The organism is Bradyrhizobium sp. USDA 3256 (genome assembly GCF_054058275.1).
In genome coordinates this window covers 4120652-4136463 of the sequence record NZ_JBSSAE010000002.1, presented here as the reverse complement: position 1 = coordinate 4136463, position 15812 = coordinate 4120652, and the positions used below count along the sequence as shown (strand labels likewise).

Genomic DNA, 15812 nt, shown 5'->3' with positions numbered 1-15812 from the left:
CGATCATGATCAACTCGTCTTCGCCGCAACCGCCGGCATCGGGCTCGGAAGACGATGATGTCGAGGCCATCGTGCGCGCCGGTCCGGGCGGCGCGGTCGCGGTCGCGGGTATTGCGACGGCCGTCGTGGTCGGGTTGTGGTTTGCCTTCTATCTGCTGGTCTTCCTGCCGCGGAGCGTTCCCTGATGGCGAGCGAGACCGACCACAGCCTCGGCGAGGCCGTTGCCGCACGGATCGAGCGGCGCTGGGCGACGCTGTCGATCGTCATTGTCGGCGTCCTGGTCGGCATGGCGACCTATATCGGCATCCATCAGGCGACGATGCCGCAGGGCCGGGTCGAAACCGCCGATCCCAAGACGCTGCATCTGTCGGGTGAATTCGTCGAGAGCAATCTCGGCAGCGAAATGCAGGCCGACGGATCGGTCACCGTGCGCGCGATTGGCCAGCAATATTCCTTCACGCCGCAATGCATCGTGGTGCCCGCGGAAACGCCGATCACCTTCCGCGCCACCAGCGCCGATGTCGTCCACGGTTTTCTGATCGAGGGCACCAACATCAACACGATGCTGGTGCCGGGCTACGTCACGGACCTGCCGGTGCGCTTCAAGGCGCCGGGCGATCACGTGATGCCGTGCCAGGAATTCTGCGGCATCGGCCACCAGGGCATGTGGGGCAAGGTCAAGGTGATCGACAAGGCTGCGTTCCGTGACATGGCGGCAGCGAAGCGGAGGCTGACCTGTGTTGATTAACAAGCGGCTGATCGCGGCGCATTTCTGGCTTGCCTTCATCGTGTTCGGCGTCGCGCTGGTGCTCGGCGCCTGGCAGATGTTCGTGCGCAGCCCGTTGAACGCCTGGCATTTCAATCCGGAGTTCTATTATCGCTCGGTTACCGCCCATGGCTCGGCGATGGGATACGTATTCCCGACACTGATTGCGATGGGATTCGGCTACGCGATCACCGAAGCCTCACTCGAGAAAGAGCTGGTTGGACGGCGCTGGGCCTGGGTGGGCTTCTTCCTGGTCGCCGTCGGTGCCGTCGTCGCGATGATCCCGGTGTCGCTCGGGCTCGCCTCGGTGCTCTACACCTTCTATCCGCCGATGGTCGGCAATCCGTTCTACTACATCGGCGTCGTCATGGTCGTGGTCGGCTCATGGATCTGGGTCGCGCTGATGGTGACCAATTTCGTGATCTGGAAGCGCGAGAACCCGGGCAAGCCGGTGCCGCTTGCGATGTATGCCAACGTCGCGGGCTCACTGCTCTGGGGCTGGACCGCGGTCGGCGCGGCGCTCGAGATCCTGTTCCAGATCCTGCCCGTGGCGCTTGGGCTGAAGTCGACGATCGATGCCGGGCTGGCCCGCGTCTTCTTCTCCTGGACGCTGCACGCCATCGTCTATTTCTGGCTGATCCCGACCTACATCGCCTATTATACGATCTTCCCGCGGGCGATCGGCGGCCGGCTCTTCAGCGACGCGATGGCGCGGATTTCGTTCATCCTGTTCGTCGTGGTGGCGATGCCGATCGGCGTGCATCACCTGTTTGCCGACCCGCAGGTCGGTGCCGGATTCAAGTTCATGCATTCGGTGTTCACCGGCCTCGTCGCGCTGCCGACGCTGCTCACGGTGTTCACGATCTGCGCGTCGGCGGAGATTGCCAGCCGCCTGCGTGGCGGCCGCGGCGCCTTCGGCTGGATCGGCGCGCTGCCGTGGTCCAATCCGATCATGCTGGCGACGGCACTGTCGCTGGTCATGCTCGGCTTCGGCGGCGCCGGCGGTCTGATCAACATGAGCTATCAGCTCGACGCCACCGTGCACAACACGCAGTGGATCACCGGCCATTTCCACCTGATCTTCGGTGGCGCCATCGTGATCATGTATTTTGCCATCGCCTATGATCTGTGGCCGCATCTGACCGACCGTGCGCTGGACAGTTTTGGCCTGATGCGCACGCAGCTCTGGCTGTGGTTCATCGGCATGATCGTGACCACCTTCCCGTGGCACTATGTCGGTATCCTCGGCATGCCGCGCCGCATGGCCTATTACGACTATGCCAACCCGGCGATCTCGCCGCAGGCCCTGTCGGTCACGATGTCGGCAATCGGCGGCTTCATCCTGCTGCTGTCGGGCCTGCTGTTCCTGCTGGTGCTGATCCGCGGGCAGTTCGGCGCGCGAGGCGAGGCGGGTGCGTACCGCTTCGCGGTGCCGTTGCACATGCCGGAGCGAATTCCGGTCGCGCTCAACTCATTCGGCCTGTGGCTCGCATTGATGGTTGGTCTCACGGTGGTGAACTATGGTTTCCCGATCGCACAGCTGATGGCGCTGAACGAGACCAGCGTGCCCGCGGTCTATGTCGGAGCAGGCCGATGAGCGACCAGCCGCTGTTCTCGCTGCGCAATCCGTGGTTCGGCGCCAGCGTCGGCATCACGGCCGCGATCGCCGTGTTGTCGGCCGTCGCAGGCCTGATCTGGTTGCCGCTGGCGCAACCCAATTTGAAGCTTGCGGGGGTCTGGGATGCCATCTGCAGCGCGGCCGGCGTTCCGCGTGCCGCCGTGCAGGAGACCGGCATCAAGCCGGATTTCAAGACGTCCAATGTCGTCATGACGTCGGAAATGCTGACCAAGGTGAATCAGGTCTCGATCGGGCGGGGCGCAACGCTGGCGCAGCGCTGCGCGATCTGCCATGGACCGCAGGGCGTCAGCGACGCCCATTCACCGAACCTCGCCGGGCAATTTGCCGCGGTGACCTACAAGGAACTGAACGACTTCAAGACCGGCGCTCGGGTCAGCGTGGTGATGAGCCCGTTCGCCGCGGCGATGAGCGATCAGGACATGAAGGACGTTGCGGCCTATTACGCCTATCTGCCGCGGGTGCCTTCGAACAATCTGGATACCGGGCGTCCCGCGCCGGTGATCGTGGTGACGGGCGCCCCGATGCGCAACATCGCGCCTTGCGGCTCCTGCCACGGCGATGTCGACAACAAGGCGGGAAGCCCCTGGCTCGGCGGCCAGTCGGCGGTCTACATCAAGGCACAGCTCGAGGCCTTTGCATCCGGAGCCCGCCGCAATGACATCAGCCAGCAGATGCGCAACATCGCGCGCCAGATGACGGCCGACGAGATCGACCAGGTCGCGCATTACTACGAGGCCCAGCCCTGAACCGACGCTATTAACGCGCCATTAACCATAATTACGGCACCTTGACGGGACATGGGTGCCGATTGCCGGCGCCCGGCAAGGCACCCGGACAGATGGCGGTCGACCTCTTCAACGCGACGGCTTCGGCAGGTGTCGATCCCTCGCGCCTGAAGGTCGCGAGCTCGATCAAGCAGGCGGCCGCGACCACCGGCACGAGCTTCGAATACCTGCTCACGACCGCGAAGATGGAATCCAATTTCAATCCGCGGGCCGGCGCCACGACCTCGTCGGCGCATGGACTTTATCAATTCATCGACCAGACCTGGCTCGGCACCGTCAAGGAGGCCGGAAGCCAGCTCGGCTATGGCCAGTATGCCGACGCCATCACCAGGAATTCCGACGGCAGCTATTCGGTCAGCGATCCCTCGGCGCGCGCTGCGGTCATGAAGCTGCGCGACGATCCAGACGCGGCGTCCTCGATGGCGGCGGTGCTGACGCAGTCCAACAGCTTCAAGCTTACCGGCAAGCTCGGCCGCCGTCCGACCGATGCCGAACTCTACATGGCCCACTTCATGGGCGTCGGCGGCGCCGGCAAGCTGATCTCGAGCGCCGAGGACAGCCCGAGCGCCAACGCGGCCGCGATGTTTCCGAAGGCGGCGGCCGCCAACCAGTCGATCTTCTACGACAGGTCGGGCAGCGCGCGCAGCGTCAGTCAGGTCTATTCGGTGCTGACCACGCGGTACGCCGCGGCCGCAAACTCCAAGGACACGCGCACCGCCTTCGCGGCGGCGGGCGGCGACGCCATGTCGCCTTACGCGATCGCAAGCGCCGCGCCGACCACGGCGCTGACCATGGATACCGCGTCCTATCTCTCGACCTTCCCGGACTCCCGGTCGGCCGCGCCCGTCGCTGCGACCTCGGCTGTGGCATCGGCGCAGCCGGCGCCGACCTTCCGCTCGCTCTATCAGGCCGGCGACCGCTCGGAGCCGATCTCGCCGGCGGTGCAGGAGCTGTGGGGCAATTCCGCTTCGCTGACCGCGTCGGCGACGCCGAAGGTCCGCGCGCCCGGGCGGCTTGACCTGTTCAGCGATCCGAGCGGCACCTACAGCAACGGCTAGCGCTGCCTTGCTGCGCGCGCGAAGCCGCGCGTCGTTACGGCTTTAACGAAACGTCAATAATCCCAAACGTTTATGGTGAACCCTTTGTTAAGCGTCATGGTTTATTTTTCCTTGCAGTGGCGTCGTATGTCGATGCCGTTTCGTTGCGTAAGCCGGAAGGACCATGATCGTTCGGCAGTTTATTAGTTGGATTAGGACCGCTCCAGCAGGTGAGCGAGCAGAGGCAACACGGGCGTTGGCCCGGGCCTGGCTCATCTCGGATCTCACCGAGGACGACCGCATCGCAGCCGAAGGCGCGCTGTTGATGCTGCTCGACGACCCCTCGCCGCTGGTACGGCAGGCGATGGCCGAGGTGTTCGCGCGCAGCGCCGACGCGCCTGCCGCGATCGTGCAGGCGCTGTCGGCCGACCAGCCGGCGATCGCGCTGCCGGTGCTGGAGCATTCACCGCTCCTGATCGATGCCGACCTCGTCGACATCGTCGCCACCGGCTCCGACGAGATGCAGTGCGCGATCGCGCGCCGCATCAATCTGCCGGCCTCCGTCGCCGCCGCGATTGCCGAGGTCGGCTCGGCGGCCGCCGCGCTGGAGCTGATCGAAAATCCTTACGCCGGCCTCGCGCCGTTCTCCTGGGATCGCATCGTCGAGCGCCACGGCCATCTCGCCGCCATCAGGGAATCGATGCTGCAGCTGGAAGACCTGCCGTCGGCAACGCGGCTGGCGCTGGTCGCAAAGCTCTCCGACACACTGGCGCAGTTCGTCGTCGCGCGAAACTGGCTCGGCAGCGATCGGGCCGACCGGATCGCCGGCGAGGCCAGGGAACGCTCCACGGTGAACATCGCCGCGCGCGCCTTCGGCGACGACATGCAGAACCTGATCACGCATCTGCGCGCCACCGGGCAATTGACCGCCGGGCTGATCCTGCGCGCGCTGCTGTCGGGCAATCTCGATCTGTTCGGGGCGGCGCTCGCCGAACTGTCCGGGCTGCCCTTTGGCCGCGTCTCCGCACTGTTGAACGACCGCGGCGGCAACGGCCTGCAGGCGCTGCTGCGCCGTGCCGGCTTGCCGGAATCCACCTACGCCGCATTCCGCGTCGCGCTCGAGGCCAGCCACGAGGTCGGCTATGTCGACAGCGGTGACGGCGCGGCGCGGCTGCATCGCCGCATGGTGGAGCGGGTGCTGACGCATTGCGAGACCGATCATTCGGCGGCCGAGCCGCTTCTGATCCTGCTGCGCCGCTTCGCGACGGAATCGGCCCGCGAGGACGCGCGGATGTTCTGCGAGGAGCTCGCCGCGGAAGACGCGATCGCGGTGCTGCCCTACGACGACGATCTCATCGCGGCCTGAAGGCCGCGTTTCCTTCCCATTGATGGATGCTTGAGTGGCTGCCGCAATGCGAGCAGCCGGCCGCGCAGCTATTCGCCCGGCACGATGCTCGGCGCGAGGATCGCCTCGAGGTGCTCGGGACGGTCGCGGTTGGCGTGGGTCAGGAATTCATCGGCGATGCCGCGGAGCTGCTTGCTCAGCACGCCGGCGACGACCGCGGTGTCGAGCTTGGTGCGGTTGCGCACGATCGCTTGCACGGCGTTGATGTGGTGCGCAATCAGCTGCGGCGGCACGGCGCCGAGATCCGGCGCGTGCTCGATGATGCGGCACAGGCTCTCCGCGGCTGCGGCCGCCGACGGATAGCCGAATGTCGCGGCATCACCCTTGATGTCATGCGCGGCGCGGAACAGCTCCTCGCGCGTCTTGTCGCTGAAGCCCTCGCGCAGCACGGTGGCGTGTGCGGCGGAGAGGCGGTCGGCCTCGATCGTCATCCACTCCCTGAACTCGCCCGACAGCCCGGCGAGCGCCTTTTCGGCGCGGCCGACCGGATCGTCGAGATCGCTCTCGGGGACGCGCAGCAACATCTTGCGCAGCGGATTGGGCTGCGTGATGACGTGGTGCGTGCCGAAACTCTTGACCTCGATCGTCCCGGGTTTGTCTTTCGCCATGGCGATGTCCTAGATGGCCGAGCGCGCCTTTTCGAGCAGCGACGGCTGTTGCAGCACCTCGACCTCGCCGCTGCCGCGGCGTTCGGGGCCGATATAGGTGTTGGTGGTGTTCCGGCGGCGGTCTGGGCCGAAATAGGTCTTGGTCTTGATGAAGGGGCGCGGGTTGGCAACCACGTTCATGATGCGCTGGTAGAGGCCCTTGGCCGAGATCGGCTTGGCCAAGAATTCGGTGACGCCGGCATCGCGCGCCACGGTGACACGGCGCTTCTCGGAATGTCCGGTCAGCATGATGATCGGCGCGTAGGGGTTGCCCTTGGATTCCGGCTGGCGGATCATCTGCGCAAGCTCGAGCCCGTCGAAGATCGGCATCGACCAGTCGGTGATGACGATGTCGGGCACGTAGTGCGTATACATCTCGAGCGCGGTGGCGCCGTCCTCGGCCTCATACACCTCGCGCGCGCCGAACGAATGCAGCAGCGTCCGCAGGATGCGGCGCATGTGCGGATTGTCGTCGCAAATCAAAAATCGCAGCTTGTTGAAGTCGATGCGATACATGGTCCGGCCCTGATAGGGCATACCGGGCCAATGCGGTATTACCCGACGTTAACCATATCCCGTCCGGGGTTAATGATTGGTTGCCGGGCGGGGGGCAGGCGCCGTCAGTAGCCGAACTGCTCGCGCAGGATGCGTTCTTCCAGCGAGTGGCCGGGGTCGAACAGCATCCGCATCGCGATCGTCTTGTCGGACAGCACCTCGACCCGGCGGACGTCGCGGACCTCGTCATGGTCGGCGACCGCGGCGACCGGGCGCTTCTCGCCCTCGATCACCTCGATCACCACGAAGGCGGAATTCGGCAGCAGCGCGCCGCGCCAGCGCCGCGGCCGGAACGCGCTGATCGGGGTCAGCGCCAACAGCGCCGCGTTGATCGGCAGGATCGGCCCCTGGGCGGAGAGGTTGTAGGCGGTCGATCCGGCCGGCGTTGCCACCAGGATGCCGTCGGCCATCAGCTCGGGCATCCGCTCGTGCTCGTCGATCAGGATGCGCAGCTTGGCGACCTGGTAGGTCTGCCGGAACAACGCGACCTCATTGATGGCATGATGCAGATGCACGGCGCCGTGGATGTCGGTCGCGCGCATCAACAGCGGATTGATCAGCGACTCCCGCGCGGCGGCAAGCCGGGTGCGCAGATCATGCGTCGAATATTCGTTCATCAGGAAGCCGACCGTGCCGCGGTGCATGCCGTAGATCGGCTTGCCGCTGCGCATGTTGGCGTGCAGCGTCTGCAGCATCAAACCGTCGCCGCCGAGCGCGACCACGACGTCGGCATCCGCGGGTAGATGGTTGCCGTACATTTCCGTCAGCTGCTCGAGCGCCGACTGCGCTTCCACGCTCGCGCTGGCGACGAAGGCGATCTTGTCATACCGCTTGGAGCTGGCCATTCGCTCACGAACTCGTTTGGCACGGAACACGCCGCGCTCGTCTATACATCCCGGGCGGCCTTGTCGAGATGGTCCGGGAACGGACCGCATGCCACGCCGGCGCCGCCAAACTAGCGCAGTTTGCTGCTGGATTGCGTAAATCGGGGCGCAGGGAGTGAACAATATGGCTAACAGTCTTGCGACACGGCTCGCCGCGGCGTTGCTGGTGGCCTGCCTTGCGACCGCGGCGAGAGCCGACGATGACGTCCCGCAGCCATCGCCGTCGCCGAGCGCGCAGGCCCCAGGCGGCCAGAACCCAAGCGGCCAGAACCCAGGTGGTCAGAACCCGAGCGGCCAGAAGGGGCGGGCAGGGCGCGGCGGCGAGTCCGGCCCCGGCGCTGGCACTGCTGCCAATCCGCCTGCCGCCGAGCAACACCGCCTGCCGCCGGACTCCACGACCAAGCAATCGGTCGCGCTGCCTTCCCGCACGTTGAACTTCAGCGCGACCGCGGGTTCGATCCGCGTGTTCGACGACAAGGGCGAGCCGCTCGCCGACATCGCCTATACGTCCTACCAGCTCGACGGCGCCGAGAAGGCGAACCGGCCGGTGACCTTCCTGTTCAACGGCGGTCCGGGCTCCGCGTCGGCCTGGCTGCAATTCGGCAATGTCGGGCCGTGGCGGCTGCCGTTCGACGGCGCGGTGTCCTCGGCCGCGCCCGAGCTGCAGGCCAATGCCGACACCTGGCTCGATTTCACCGATCTCGTCTTCATCGATCCCGTCGGCACCGGCTACAGCCGCTTCGTCACCACCTCGGAGGAGGCGCGCAAGCGCTTCTTCACCGTTGACGGCGACGCCAATTCGGTCGCGCTGGTGATCCGCCGCTGGCTGGAGAAATACGACCGGCTGACGTCGCCGAAATATCTCGTCGGCGAAAGCTATGGCGGCATTCGCGGGCCCAAGGTGGTGCGCAATCTGCAAATGCAGCAGGGCGTCGGCGTCCGCGGCCTGGTGCTGATCTCGCCGGTGCTCGATTTCCGCGAATATACCGGCTCCAGCCTCCTGCAATATGTCGCAAGCCTGCCGACAATGACCGCGGTCGCGCGACAGACGAAGGGGCCGGTGACGCGCGAGGATCTCGCCGACGTCGAGAGCTACGCGCGCGGCGATTTCCTGCTCGACCTCGTCAAGGGTCAGGCCGACACCGACGCCACCACGCGGCTCGCCGACAAGGTCGCAAGCCTGACCGGGATCGATCAGGCGGTGAGCCGCAGGCTCGCCGGCCGTTTCGACATCGGCGAATTCCGCCGCGAGTTCGATCGCAAGAACGGCAAGGTGACCGGCCGCTACGACGCCTCCATCGAGGGCTTCGATCCCTATCCGGATTCCAGCTATTTCCGTTTCAACGATCCGTCCGGCGATCCGCTGATGGCGCCTTTGACCAGCGCCGCCGTCGACCTCACCACGCGCAAGCTGAACTGGCGGCCGGACGGCTCCTATCATCTGCTCAGCGAAAGCGTGAACAAGGCCTGGGAGTTCGGTCACGGCATCAATCCGGCGGAGTCGGTGACGCAGCTTCGCCAGGCGCTGGCGCTCGACCCCAACCTGAAACTCCTGGTCGGCCACGGCCTGTTCGATCTCGCCACGCCGTACTTCGCCTCGAAGATCATCCTCGATCAGTTGCCGGCCTTCGCGGGCCCGAGCCGCACCAGGCTCGCGGTCTATCCCGGCGGCCACATGTTCTACTCCCGCGACGGCTCGCGCCAGGCGTTCCGCAAGGAGGTCGAGGCGCTGATGAAGTGAGGGGGCGTGGCAGTTTGGATAAAGTCAGCTGCGCCATGCCCGCAGCCGTCGTCCCTGCGAAAGCCGGGACCCATGCGCCGCGGCTCGTGTTGTGATCGGGACTCGTCGTCCCAACGTCGCGCAACAATCAACATTTGTGGTTATGGGTCCCTGCTTTCGCAGGGACGACAGTGAGTTTGTTGGGATGCCCGGGGCAAAATATTCTCGTCGTCCTGGCGAAAGCCAGGACCCATCACCACCGAATTCGGTTGTGAACGGGATCGCGGCCCCCGACGTCGCGCAACAAATTCGGTTTGGGGTAATGGGTCCCCTGAGTTCACAAACGAAGTGCAACACTTCCTTGAGGAGGTGTTGCCATGGGGCGGACTTACAAGCAGCTCTCTCTGGACGACCGATGCGAGATTGCCTGCCTATCGGCCAATGGCAGCTCGGTCCGGCAAATCGCGGCAGCTCTGGATCGCTCGCCATCAACGGTCTCTCGGGAACTGAGGCGCAATCGGGGGAGCCAGGTCGGCTACAAGCCAAACTATGCCCAGCACCAGATGCGAGCGCGGCGCTGGACGGGCGGACGCCTCGAACGGGAGCCCGGCCTGCGCCGCGCGGTGTTGGAACGCCTTCGCCGGGGCTGGTCGCCCGAGCAGGTCGCCGGCCGGCTGGCCCGCGAGTCCGGGCGCAAGGTGATCTCGCACGAGACCATCTACCGCTTCATCTATGCCCAACTCAGGCGCACCACGGATTTCAACTGGCGGCGCTATCTGCCGCGCGCCAAGAGCAAGCGCGGCCGCCGCGGCAAGAGGGGCGGCAGCCCCGCAAGCTTCATCGAAGGCCGTGTTTCCTTGGCAAATCGGCCGATCGAAGTGGCCGACCGCAGCGTGCCCGGACACTGGGAGGCCGACCTGATGATGTTCTCGAAATACGGTCAGGCCGTGCTGACCGTGCACGAGCGCACCTCGCGTCTGCTGCTCGGCATCCGCCTTGCCAGCAAGGTCGCGCGCGGTGTCGCCCGCCATCTCGTGGGCTTCTTCGCGACCCTGCCACAGGAGCTGCGCCAGACCGTGACCTTCGACAACGGCACCGAGTTCGCCGGGCACCTGGCGCTGCACCGCCTCTCGATCGAGACCTTCTTCTGCGATCCCCACGCCCCCTGGCAGAAGGGCGGCATCGAGAACGCTATCGGCAGGATGCGCCGCTTTATTCCCCGCAAGACCGATCTCGTAACCCTCTCGACCGCCAGATTCCGCCAGTTCATCGCCGCCTACAACCACACCCCGCGCAAATGCCTTGACTACCGCACGCCTGCCGAGGCCTTTGCTCAAGTGTTGCACTTCGAATGTGAATCTACCTCCTGGCTTTCGCCAGGACGACATCGATTGTGTGGCACGGCCGACATCGACATTTGTCGTCCCGGCCCCGTGCGCAATTGCGCACAAGGCCGGGACGACACTGAATTATTGCGGCATTGGTGCCATGCACCCGCATTCTCGCGACATGATTCGCGCGAAACGCTTAGCGCTCACGGCTCCACGGGAAGAGGGAGGCCGGGAAATCGGCCGCGTAGCGGTGACCGATCGGCGGGCGGGGCTCTTCTTGCGGAGGATTCCGGTCAGGCTCGACCACCTTCCTGTAGAGATGCCAGGTCGCATGACCAAGCACCGGCAGAACGACGCAGAGACCGACGAAGAATGGCAGTGAGCCGACGGCCAGCAATACCGCAACGATCAATCCCCACGCGGCCATCTCAATTGGATTCAACATCACGGCCCGTATCGAGGTGCGGATCGCATCGATCGCGGTCGCATGTCGGTCGAGCATCAGTGGAAATGAGACGACGCTGACGCACAGGGCAACCAGGGCGAAGAGGAAGCCGACGCCGCATCCGACGATGATGAGCGACCAGCCTTCGGGCGTCGTCAACACGCGCTTTGCGAAATCAGGGATGCTCGCAGCCGGCGCATAGCCGAACGTCATGATGTAGATCGCGTCCGCGGTGGCGATCCAGACCCCGAACAGAACGAGCAGGAGAACGCCAAGTTCGAACATGGCGCCGAACGACGGCGCGCGCAGCACTTGCATCGCGTCCCAGGCTCCTGGCTCCTCTCCACGTTCGCGTCGTCGGCTCAGTTCGTAGAGGCCGAGTCCGGCGAAAGGACCGATCAGGGCGAAGCCGGCGGCGAGCGGAAACAGCAGCGGCAGCACCGAGTAGCCAAGCACAAGTCTGAACAGGACAAGTCCGAGGACGGGATACATCACGCACAGGACGATTGCGTGGGTCGGGATGGCCTTGAAGTCTTCCCAGCCGAGGCGCAGCGCGTCACCCAGGTCGGAAAGGCTGATCTTGCGAACGACGAAGGCGGTAGAGACTCCAAACAATTGCAGTTTGGGTCGTGCGAACACCGTGGTCATGGCTCCGGTCTCCTTGCTTGTGGCCGCAGGGGAACGGAGCGCCATCAATACACGCACATCCGCCTCATGCGCGAAAATCGCGACTGAGTCCGGCAAATCAGATTCAACCAGAAGGAGCTTGCCGGACGACATCTGTCGCAACCGGTCCAGTAAAACTAGTCCGATGCGCGGCAGAAGCAAGGTGACGAATGCGGTCGGGAGAATTGTGCAGATGCACAAACGAGGTCTTGCGATGCACCATACGATAGGGGAGGACCGATCAGTTTTCGCGGCATCCAATGCATTCCCGCCGACACGCGCCCGACAGCGGCGGGCATTACTCCTCTATTGACGTCTGGCTCGATGGGTACCATGTTGATGCTTGACGCCCCCAGCTCCGATGAGGTTGCGGCCGTGACGTTGAGTTTTTGTCATGTCCCAGCATCGCGACCGGCAGAATGGGCGAGGCAAAAGCCACGGTGATGGTGAACGTGAGACCATCCCTCTGACGTGAGCTCCGCCCTTTCGTTCGTCTCCGCAGCCTTCAATGGCAAGGAGGAATGAGGGATGGTTGTAGCGATCTTACTGCTCCTGGTTGCCGTCGCCTCGGTGCTGTTCCACCTCTACAGCCCCTGGTGGTGGACCCCGATTGCCTCGAACTGGAGCTATATCGACCACACGATCAACCTGACATTCTGGATCACCGGAGCGGTGTTCTGCGCGGTGATCGCGTTCATGGCCTATTGCGTGCTGCGCTTTCACCACACCGAGGGACGGCGCGCCCACTACAATCCCGAGAACAAGAAGCTCGAATGGTGGCTCAGCATCGGCACCGCGATCGGCGTCGTCGCCATGTTGGCGCCGGGCCTCATCGTCTGGCACCAGTTCGTCACCGTTCCCGCCGACGCGACCGACGTCGAGGTCGTTGGACAACAGTGGATGTGGAGTTATCGGCTTCCGGGAAAGGACGGCCGGCTCGGCACGTCAGATGCGCGCCTGATCAGCTCCGACAATCCACTCGGGTTGAATCCCAATGATCCGAACGGGCAGGACGACATCGTCGTGCAAAACGAGGATCTGCATCTGCCGGTCGGGAAGCCGGTGAAGGTGCTGCTCCGCTCGATCGACGTCCTGCATGATTTCTACGTGCCCGAATTCCGGGCGAAGATGGATATGATCCCTGGCTCGGTGACCTACTACTGGCTCACGCCGACCCGGACCGGAACCTTCGACGTCCTCTGCGCGGAGCTTTGCGGTGCCGCGCATGCACAGATGCGCAGCAAGGTCGTCGTGGAAGAAGAGAAGGAATATCACGCGTGGCTGGACAAGCAGCACACGTTCGCCGCCTTGTCCGGCCAGCGCAACGTTGCGAAGGCCGCGTACAAGACCGGCAGTGAATGAGCATGCCGACGAGGATCGGCCGGATGTTCGGCCGGATATGAAGTGAACTCGTCGCTGAGCGGAAGACCAAGGAGGGTATTCCGATGGTCGATATCCCGTTTGATCAGGTCGCAGGCATTCCGCCCGCCGAAGTCGCTGAGGTCGAGCTCTATCATCCGCACAGCTGGTGGACGAGGTACGTCTTTTCGCAAGACGCCAAGGTGATCGCCGTCCAGTACTCGATCACGGCGATGTCGATCGGAATGGTTGCGCTGGTGCTGTCGTGGATGATGCGGCTGCAACTGGGATTTCCCGGCACATTCTCCTTTATCGATGCCAATCAGTACCTCCAGTTCATCACCATGCACGGCATGATCATGGTGATCTACCTGCTCACGGCATTGTTCCTTGGCGGCTTCGGCAACTACCTCATCCCGCTGATGGTTGGCGCGCGAGACATGGTGTTCCCCTACGTGAACATGCTGAGCTATTGGGTCTACCTCCTCGCCGTACTGGTGCTGGCCGCGACGTTCTTCGTGCCGGGCGGACCGACCGGCGCCGGCTGGACGCTTTATCCACCCCAGGCGATTCTCTCCGGTACCCCCGGGCAGGACTGGGGCATCGTTCTCATGCTGGCCTCGCTGATCCTGTTCATCATCGGCTTCACGATGGGCGGGCTCAATTACGTGGTAACAGTATTGCAAGCCCGCACACGCGGCATGACCTTGATGCGCATGCCCTTGACGGTGTGGGGCATCTTCACCGCCACCGTGATGGCGCTGCTGGCGTTCCCGGCGCTGTTCGTGGCCTCGGTGATGCTGCTGCTGGACCGCCTCCTTGGAACCAGCTTCTTCATGCCGACACTGGTCGAGATGGGCCAGCTGACCAAGTACGGCGGCGGCAGCCCGATCTTGTTCCAGCATTTGTTCTGGTTCTTCGGCCATCCCGAGGTTTACATCGTCGCGCTGCCGGCGTTCGGCATCATCTCGGATCTGATCAGTACGCACGCGCGCAAGAACATCTTCGGCTATCGCATGATGGTCTGGGCGATTGTGGCGATCGGGGCGCTGAGCTTCGTCGTGTGGGCGCACCACATGTATGTCAGCGGCATGCACCCGTATTTCGGGTTCTTCTTCGCCACCACGACGCTCATCATCGCGATTCCGACGGCGATCAAGGTCTACAACTGGGTGCTGACCCTTTGGCGCGGCGACATCCATCTCACGGTGCCGATGCTGTTTGCGCTCGGCTTCATCGTCACCTTCGTCAATGGCGGCCTGACCGGGCTGTTCCTCGGCAACGTTGTCGTCGACGTTCCGCTGTCCGATACGATGTTCGTCGTCGCGCACTTCCACATGGTGATGGGGATTGCGCCGATCATGGCCGTGTTCGGCGGGATCTATCATTGGTATCCGAAGGTCACCGGGCGGATGCTCAATGACGCGCTCGGACGCTTCCACTTCTGGGTGACGTTCATCGGGGCCTATGCGGTGTTCTTCCCGATGCACTATCTCGGCCTGCTCGGGATGCCGCGCCGCTATCACGACATCGGCGAGACCACCTTCGTCCCGGCATCCGCCCATGACCTCAATGCGTTCATGAGCGTGGCGGCGCTGATTGTCGGCTTCGCTCAGCTCGTCTTCCTGTTCAATCTGGTCTGGAGCCTGTTCAAAGGAAAAGAGGCGGGCGGCAATCCCTGGGGTGCCACCTCGCTGGAATGGCAGACGCCGGAGACCCCGCCGGGCCACGGCAACTGGGGCAAGGAGCTCCCAGTCGTCTATCGCTGGGCCTACGACTACAGCGTGCCCGGTGCCGCGAGGGACTTCATCCCGCAGAATGAACCGCCGGCCAAGGTACTGGCCCAGGGAGCCCATCCGTGAGTGCCATCGTCCTGTTCATTGCTACGATTGCAGCGATCGCGGGATGGTGGCTCTCGCAGCAACGGCTGGCCGCCAAGCCGTGGCTGGAGCAGGGCATTGCCGTTGATCTTCGCGGCGATCGCGGCTCTTCGGTGCCGGCGGCGAAAATCGGCCTCGGTGTTTTCCTCGCGGTGGTCGGCTCGCTGTTCGCGCTCCTGATCAGCGCCTACTCGATGCGCACCACCATGGTGGACTGGCGCGAGCTGCCGCTGCCGAGGCTGGTGTGGTTCAACACCGGCGTCCTCGTCATCAGCAGCGTGGCGCTGCAATGGGCGCTGACGGCCGCTCGCCACGACGACCATGAGGGCCTGATCGCGGGCCTGTTGGTCGGCGGTACATCGGCCGTGATGTTCCTGGTCGGGCAGCTCGTGGTGTGGCAGCAGCTCAACATCGCCGGCTATGTCATGGCGTCGAATCCGGCCAATTCCTTCTTCTATCTGATCACCGCGCTCCACGGGCTGCACGTGACCGGCGGCCTGGTGGCGCTCGGCAGGGCGACCGTAAAACTGTGGCGCGGCGCGCCGATGACGCAGATGCGCCTGAGCGTCGAGCTTTGTACCATCTACTGGCATTTCCTGTTGCTGGTGTGGCTGGTCCTGCTCGGTCTGCTGACGGGCTGGACCGACAATTTCGTCGACATCTGTCGCCAGTTGCTCACCTAGCGAGGCAGGA

The 15812-nt window shown here is 64.3% G+C and carries 14 protein-coding genes and 1 pseudogene; 11 read left to right on the top strand and 4 right to left on the bottom strand.

The genetic code is table 11. The features are described from left to right. The first annotated feature begins 5 nt into the window (after nucleotides 1-5). From ACVWY5_RS21320 to ACVWY5_RS21295, 6 genes are all read left to right on the top strand, one after another. Complete coding sequence (locus ACVWY5_RS21320; RefSeq protein ID WP_028336166.1) at nucleotides 6-185, top strand: membrane protein; 180 nt, start codon at nucleotides 6-8, stop codon at nucleotides 183-185. Then, a complete protein-coding gene (locus ACVWY5_RS21315; protein WP_028336167.1) occupies nucleotides 185-748 on the top strand; it encodes a cupredoxin domain-containing protein in 564 nt (187 codons plus the stop codon). Before ACVWY5_RS21320 ends, ACVWY5_RS21315 begins: the two co-directional genes overlap by 1 nt. Then, nucleotides 738-2363, top strand: a complete 1626-nt coding sequence (locus tag ACVWY5_RS21310) for a b(o/a)3-type cytochrome-c oxidase subunit 1 (RefSeq protein ID WP_028336168.1) — start codon at nucleotides 738-740, stop codon at nucleotides 2361-2363. Before ACVWY5_RS21315 ends, ACVWY5_RS21310 begins: the two co-directional genes overlap by 11 nt. Further along, nucleotides 2360-3151, top strand: coding sequence for a c-type cytochrome (locus ACVWY5_RS21305; protein ID WP_028336169.1), 792 nt, complete (start codon nucleotides 2360-2362; stop codon nucleotides 3149-3151). Before ACVWY5_RS21310 ends, ACVWY5_RS21305 begins: the two co-directional genes overlap by 4 nt. A 92-nt stretch (nucleotides 3152-3243) precedes the next feature. Continuing rightward, entirely contained in the window at nucleotides 3244-4248 is a 1005-nt protein-coding gene (locus tag ACVWY5_RS21300; RefSeq protein WP_157346301.1) for a transglycosylase SLT domain-containing protein, read from the top strand. A gap of 163 nt (nucleotides 4249-4411) precedes the next feature. Then, nucleotides 4412-5593 carry a DUF2336 domain-containing protein gene (locus ACVWY5_RS21295; RefSeq protein ID WP_028336171.1) on the top strand — a complete coding sequence of 394 codons (1182 nt, stop codon included), beginning with the start codon at nucleotides 4412-4414 and terminating at the stop codon, nucleotides 5591-5593. 68 nt (nucleotides 5594-5661) lie between these two features. Here the strand turns inward: ACVWY5_RS21295 and ACVWY5_RS21290 are convergent, their stop codons facing one another. The 3 genes from ACVWY5_RS21290 to ACVWY5_RS21280 all read right to left on the bottom strand — a co-directional run bounded on the left by ACVWY5_RS21290 (nucleotide 5662) and on the right by ACVWY5_RS21280 (nucleotide 7679). Continuing rightward, on the bottom strand, nucleotides 5662-6240 hold the full coding sequence (locus tag ACVWY5_RS21290) for an Hpt domain-containing protein (protein ID WP_028336172.1): 579 nt from the start codon (nucleotides 6238-6240) through the stop codon (nucleotides 5662-5664). 9 nt (nucleotides 6241-6249) lie between these two features. Then, nucleotides 6250-6795 carry a response regulator gene (locus tag ACVWY5_RS21285; protein WP_028336173.1) on the bottom strand — a complete coding sequence of 182 codons (546 nt, stop codon included), beginning with the start codon at nucleotides 6793-6795 and terminating at the stop codon, nucleotides 6250-6252. A 104-nt stretch (nucleotides 6796-6899) separates the two neighbouring features. Next, nucleotides 6900-7679 carry an NAD kinase gene (locus ACVWY5_RS21280; RefSeq protein WP_028336174.1) on the bottom strand — a complete coding sequence of 260 codons (780 nt, stop codon included), beginning with the start codon at nucleotides 7677-7679 and terminating at the stop codon, nucleotides 6900-6902. A 163-nt stretch (nucleotides 7680-7842) separates the two neighbouring features. On the opposite strand from ACVWY5_RS21280, the gene ACVWY5_RS21275 reads away from it, so the two are divergent. Both ACVWY5_RS21275 and ACVWY5_RS21270 read left to right on the top strand, forming a co-directional pair. After that, nucleotides 7843-9459 carry a S10 family peptidase gene (locus ACVWY5_RS21275; protein ID WP_028336175.1) on the top strand — a complete coding sequence of 539 codons (1617 nt, stop codon included), beginning with the start codon at nucleotides 7843-7845 and terminating at the stop codon, nucleotides 9457-9459. Nucleotides 9460-9815: 356 nt separating this feature from the next. After that, nucleotides 9816-10802: pseudogene (locus ACVWY5_RS21270) on the top strand (IS30 family transposase); the annotation flags it as partial. Between the two features lie 163 nt (nucleotides 10803-10965). Here ACVWY5_RS21270 and ACVWY5_RS21265 read toward each other — a convergent pair. Continuing rightward, nucleotides 10966-11862: a DUF2189 domain-containing protein gene (locus ACVWY5_RS21265; RefSeq protein ID WP_028335335.1), complete on the bottom strand. Its 897-nt coding sequence runs from the start codon at nucleotides 11860-11862 to the stop codon at nucleotides 10966-10968. A gap of 546 nt (nucleotides 11863-12408) precedes the next feature. On the opposite strand from ACVWY5_RS21265, the gene coxB reads away from it, so the two are divergent. From coxB to ACVWY5_RS21250, 3 genes are all read left to right on the top strand, one after another. Then, nucleotides 12409-13242 (top strand): cytochrome c oxidase subunit II, encoded by an 834-nt coding sequence (gene coxB / locus ACVWY5_RS21260; RefSeq protein WP_028335336.1) that lies wholly within the window; start codon nucleotides 12409-12411, stop codon nucleotides 13240-13242. A gap of 83 nt (nucleotides 13243-13325) precedes the next feature. Next, complete coding sequence (ctaD, locus tag ACVWY5_RS21255; RefSeq protein ID WP_028335337.1) at nucleotides 13326-15101, top strand: cytochrome c oxidase subunit I; 1776 nt, start codon at nucleotides 13326-13328, stop codon at nucleotides 15099-15101. Then, on the top strand, nucleotides 15098-15802 hold the full coding sequence (locus tag ACVWY5_RS21250) for a cytochrome c oxidase subunit 3 (protein WP_028335338.1): 705 nt from the start codon (nucleotides 15098-15100) through the stop codon (nucleotides 15800-15802). The genes ctaD and ACVWY5_RS21250 overlap by 4 nt, the downstream gene beginning before the upstream one ends. The last annotated feature ends 10 nt before the right edge of the window (nucleotides 15803-15812 follow it).

Excerpts from the sequence above, each read along its gene's own strand:
- ACVWY5_RS21320 (WP_028336166.1), top strand. The coding sequence starts at position 6 with ATGATCAACTCGTCTTCGCCGCAACCGCCGGCATCGGGCTCGGAAGAC.
- ACVWY5_RS21315 (WP_028336167.1), top strand. The coding sequence starts at position 185 with ATGGCGAGCGAGACCGACCACAGCCTCGGCGAGGCCGTTGCCGCACGG.
- ACVWY5_RS21305 (WP_028336169.1), top strand. The coding sequence starts at position 2,360 with ATGAGCGACCAGCCGCTGTTCTCGCTGCGCAATCCGTGGTTCGGCGCC.
- ACVWY5_RS21300 (WP_157346301.1), top strand. The coding sequence starts at position 3,244 with ATGGCGGTCGACCTCTTCAACGCGACGGCTTCGGCAGGTGTCGATCCC.
- ACVWY5_RS21295 (WP_028336171.1), top strand. The coding sequence starts at position 4,412 with ATGATCGTTCGGCAGTTTATTAGTTGGATTAGGACCGCTCCAGCAGGT.
- ACVWY5_RS21290 (WP_028336172.1), bottom strand. The coding sequence starts at position 6,240 with ATGGCGAAAGACAAACCCGGGACGATCGAGGTCAAGAGTTTCGGCACG.
- ACVWY5_RS21285 (WP_028336173.1), bottom strand. The coding sequence starts at position 6,795 with ATGTATCGCATCGACTTCAACAAGCTGCGATTTTTGATTTGCGACGAC.
- ACVWY5_RS21280 (WP_028336174.1), bottom strand. The coding sequence starts at position 7,679 with ATGGCCAGCTCCAAGCGGTATGACAAGATCGCCTTCGTCGCCAGCGCG.
- ACVWY5_RS21275 (WP_028336175.1), top strand. The coding sequence starts at position 7,843 with ATGGCTAACAGTCTTGCGACACGGCTCGCCGCGGCGTTGCTGGTGGCC.
- ACVWY5_RS21265 (WP_028335335.1), bottom strand. The coding sequence starts at position 11,862 with ATGACCACGGTGTTCGCACGACCCAAACTGCAATTGTTTGGAGTCTCT.
- coxB (WP_028335336.1), top strand. The coding sequence starts at position 12,409 with ATGGTTGTAGCGATCTTACTGCTCCTGGTTGCCGTCGCCTCGGTGCTG.
- ctaD (WP_028335337.1), top strand. The coding sequence starts at position 13,326 with ATGGTCGATATCCCGTTTGATCAGGTCGCAGGCATTCCGCCCGCCGAA.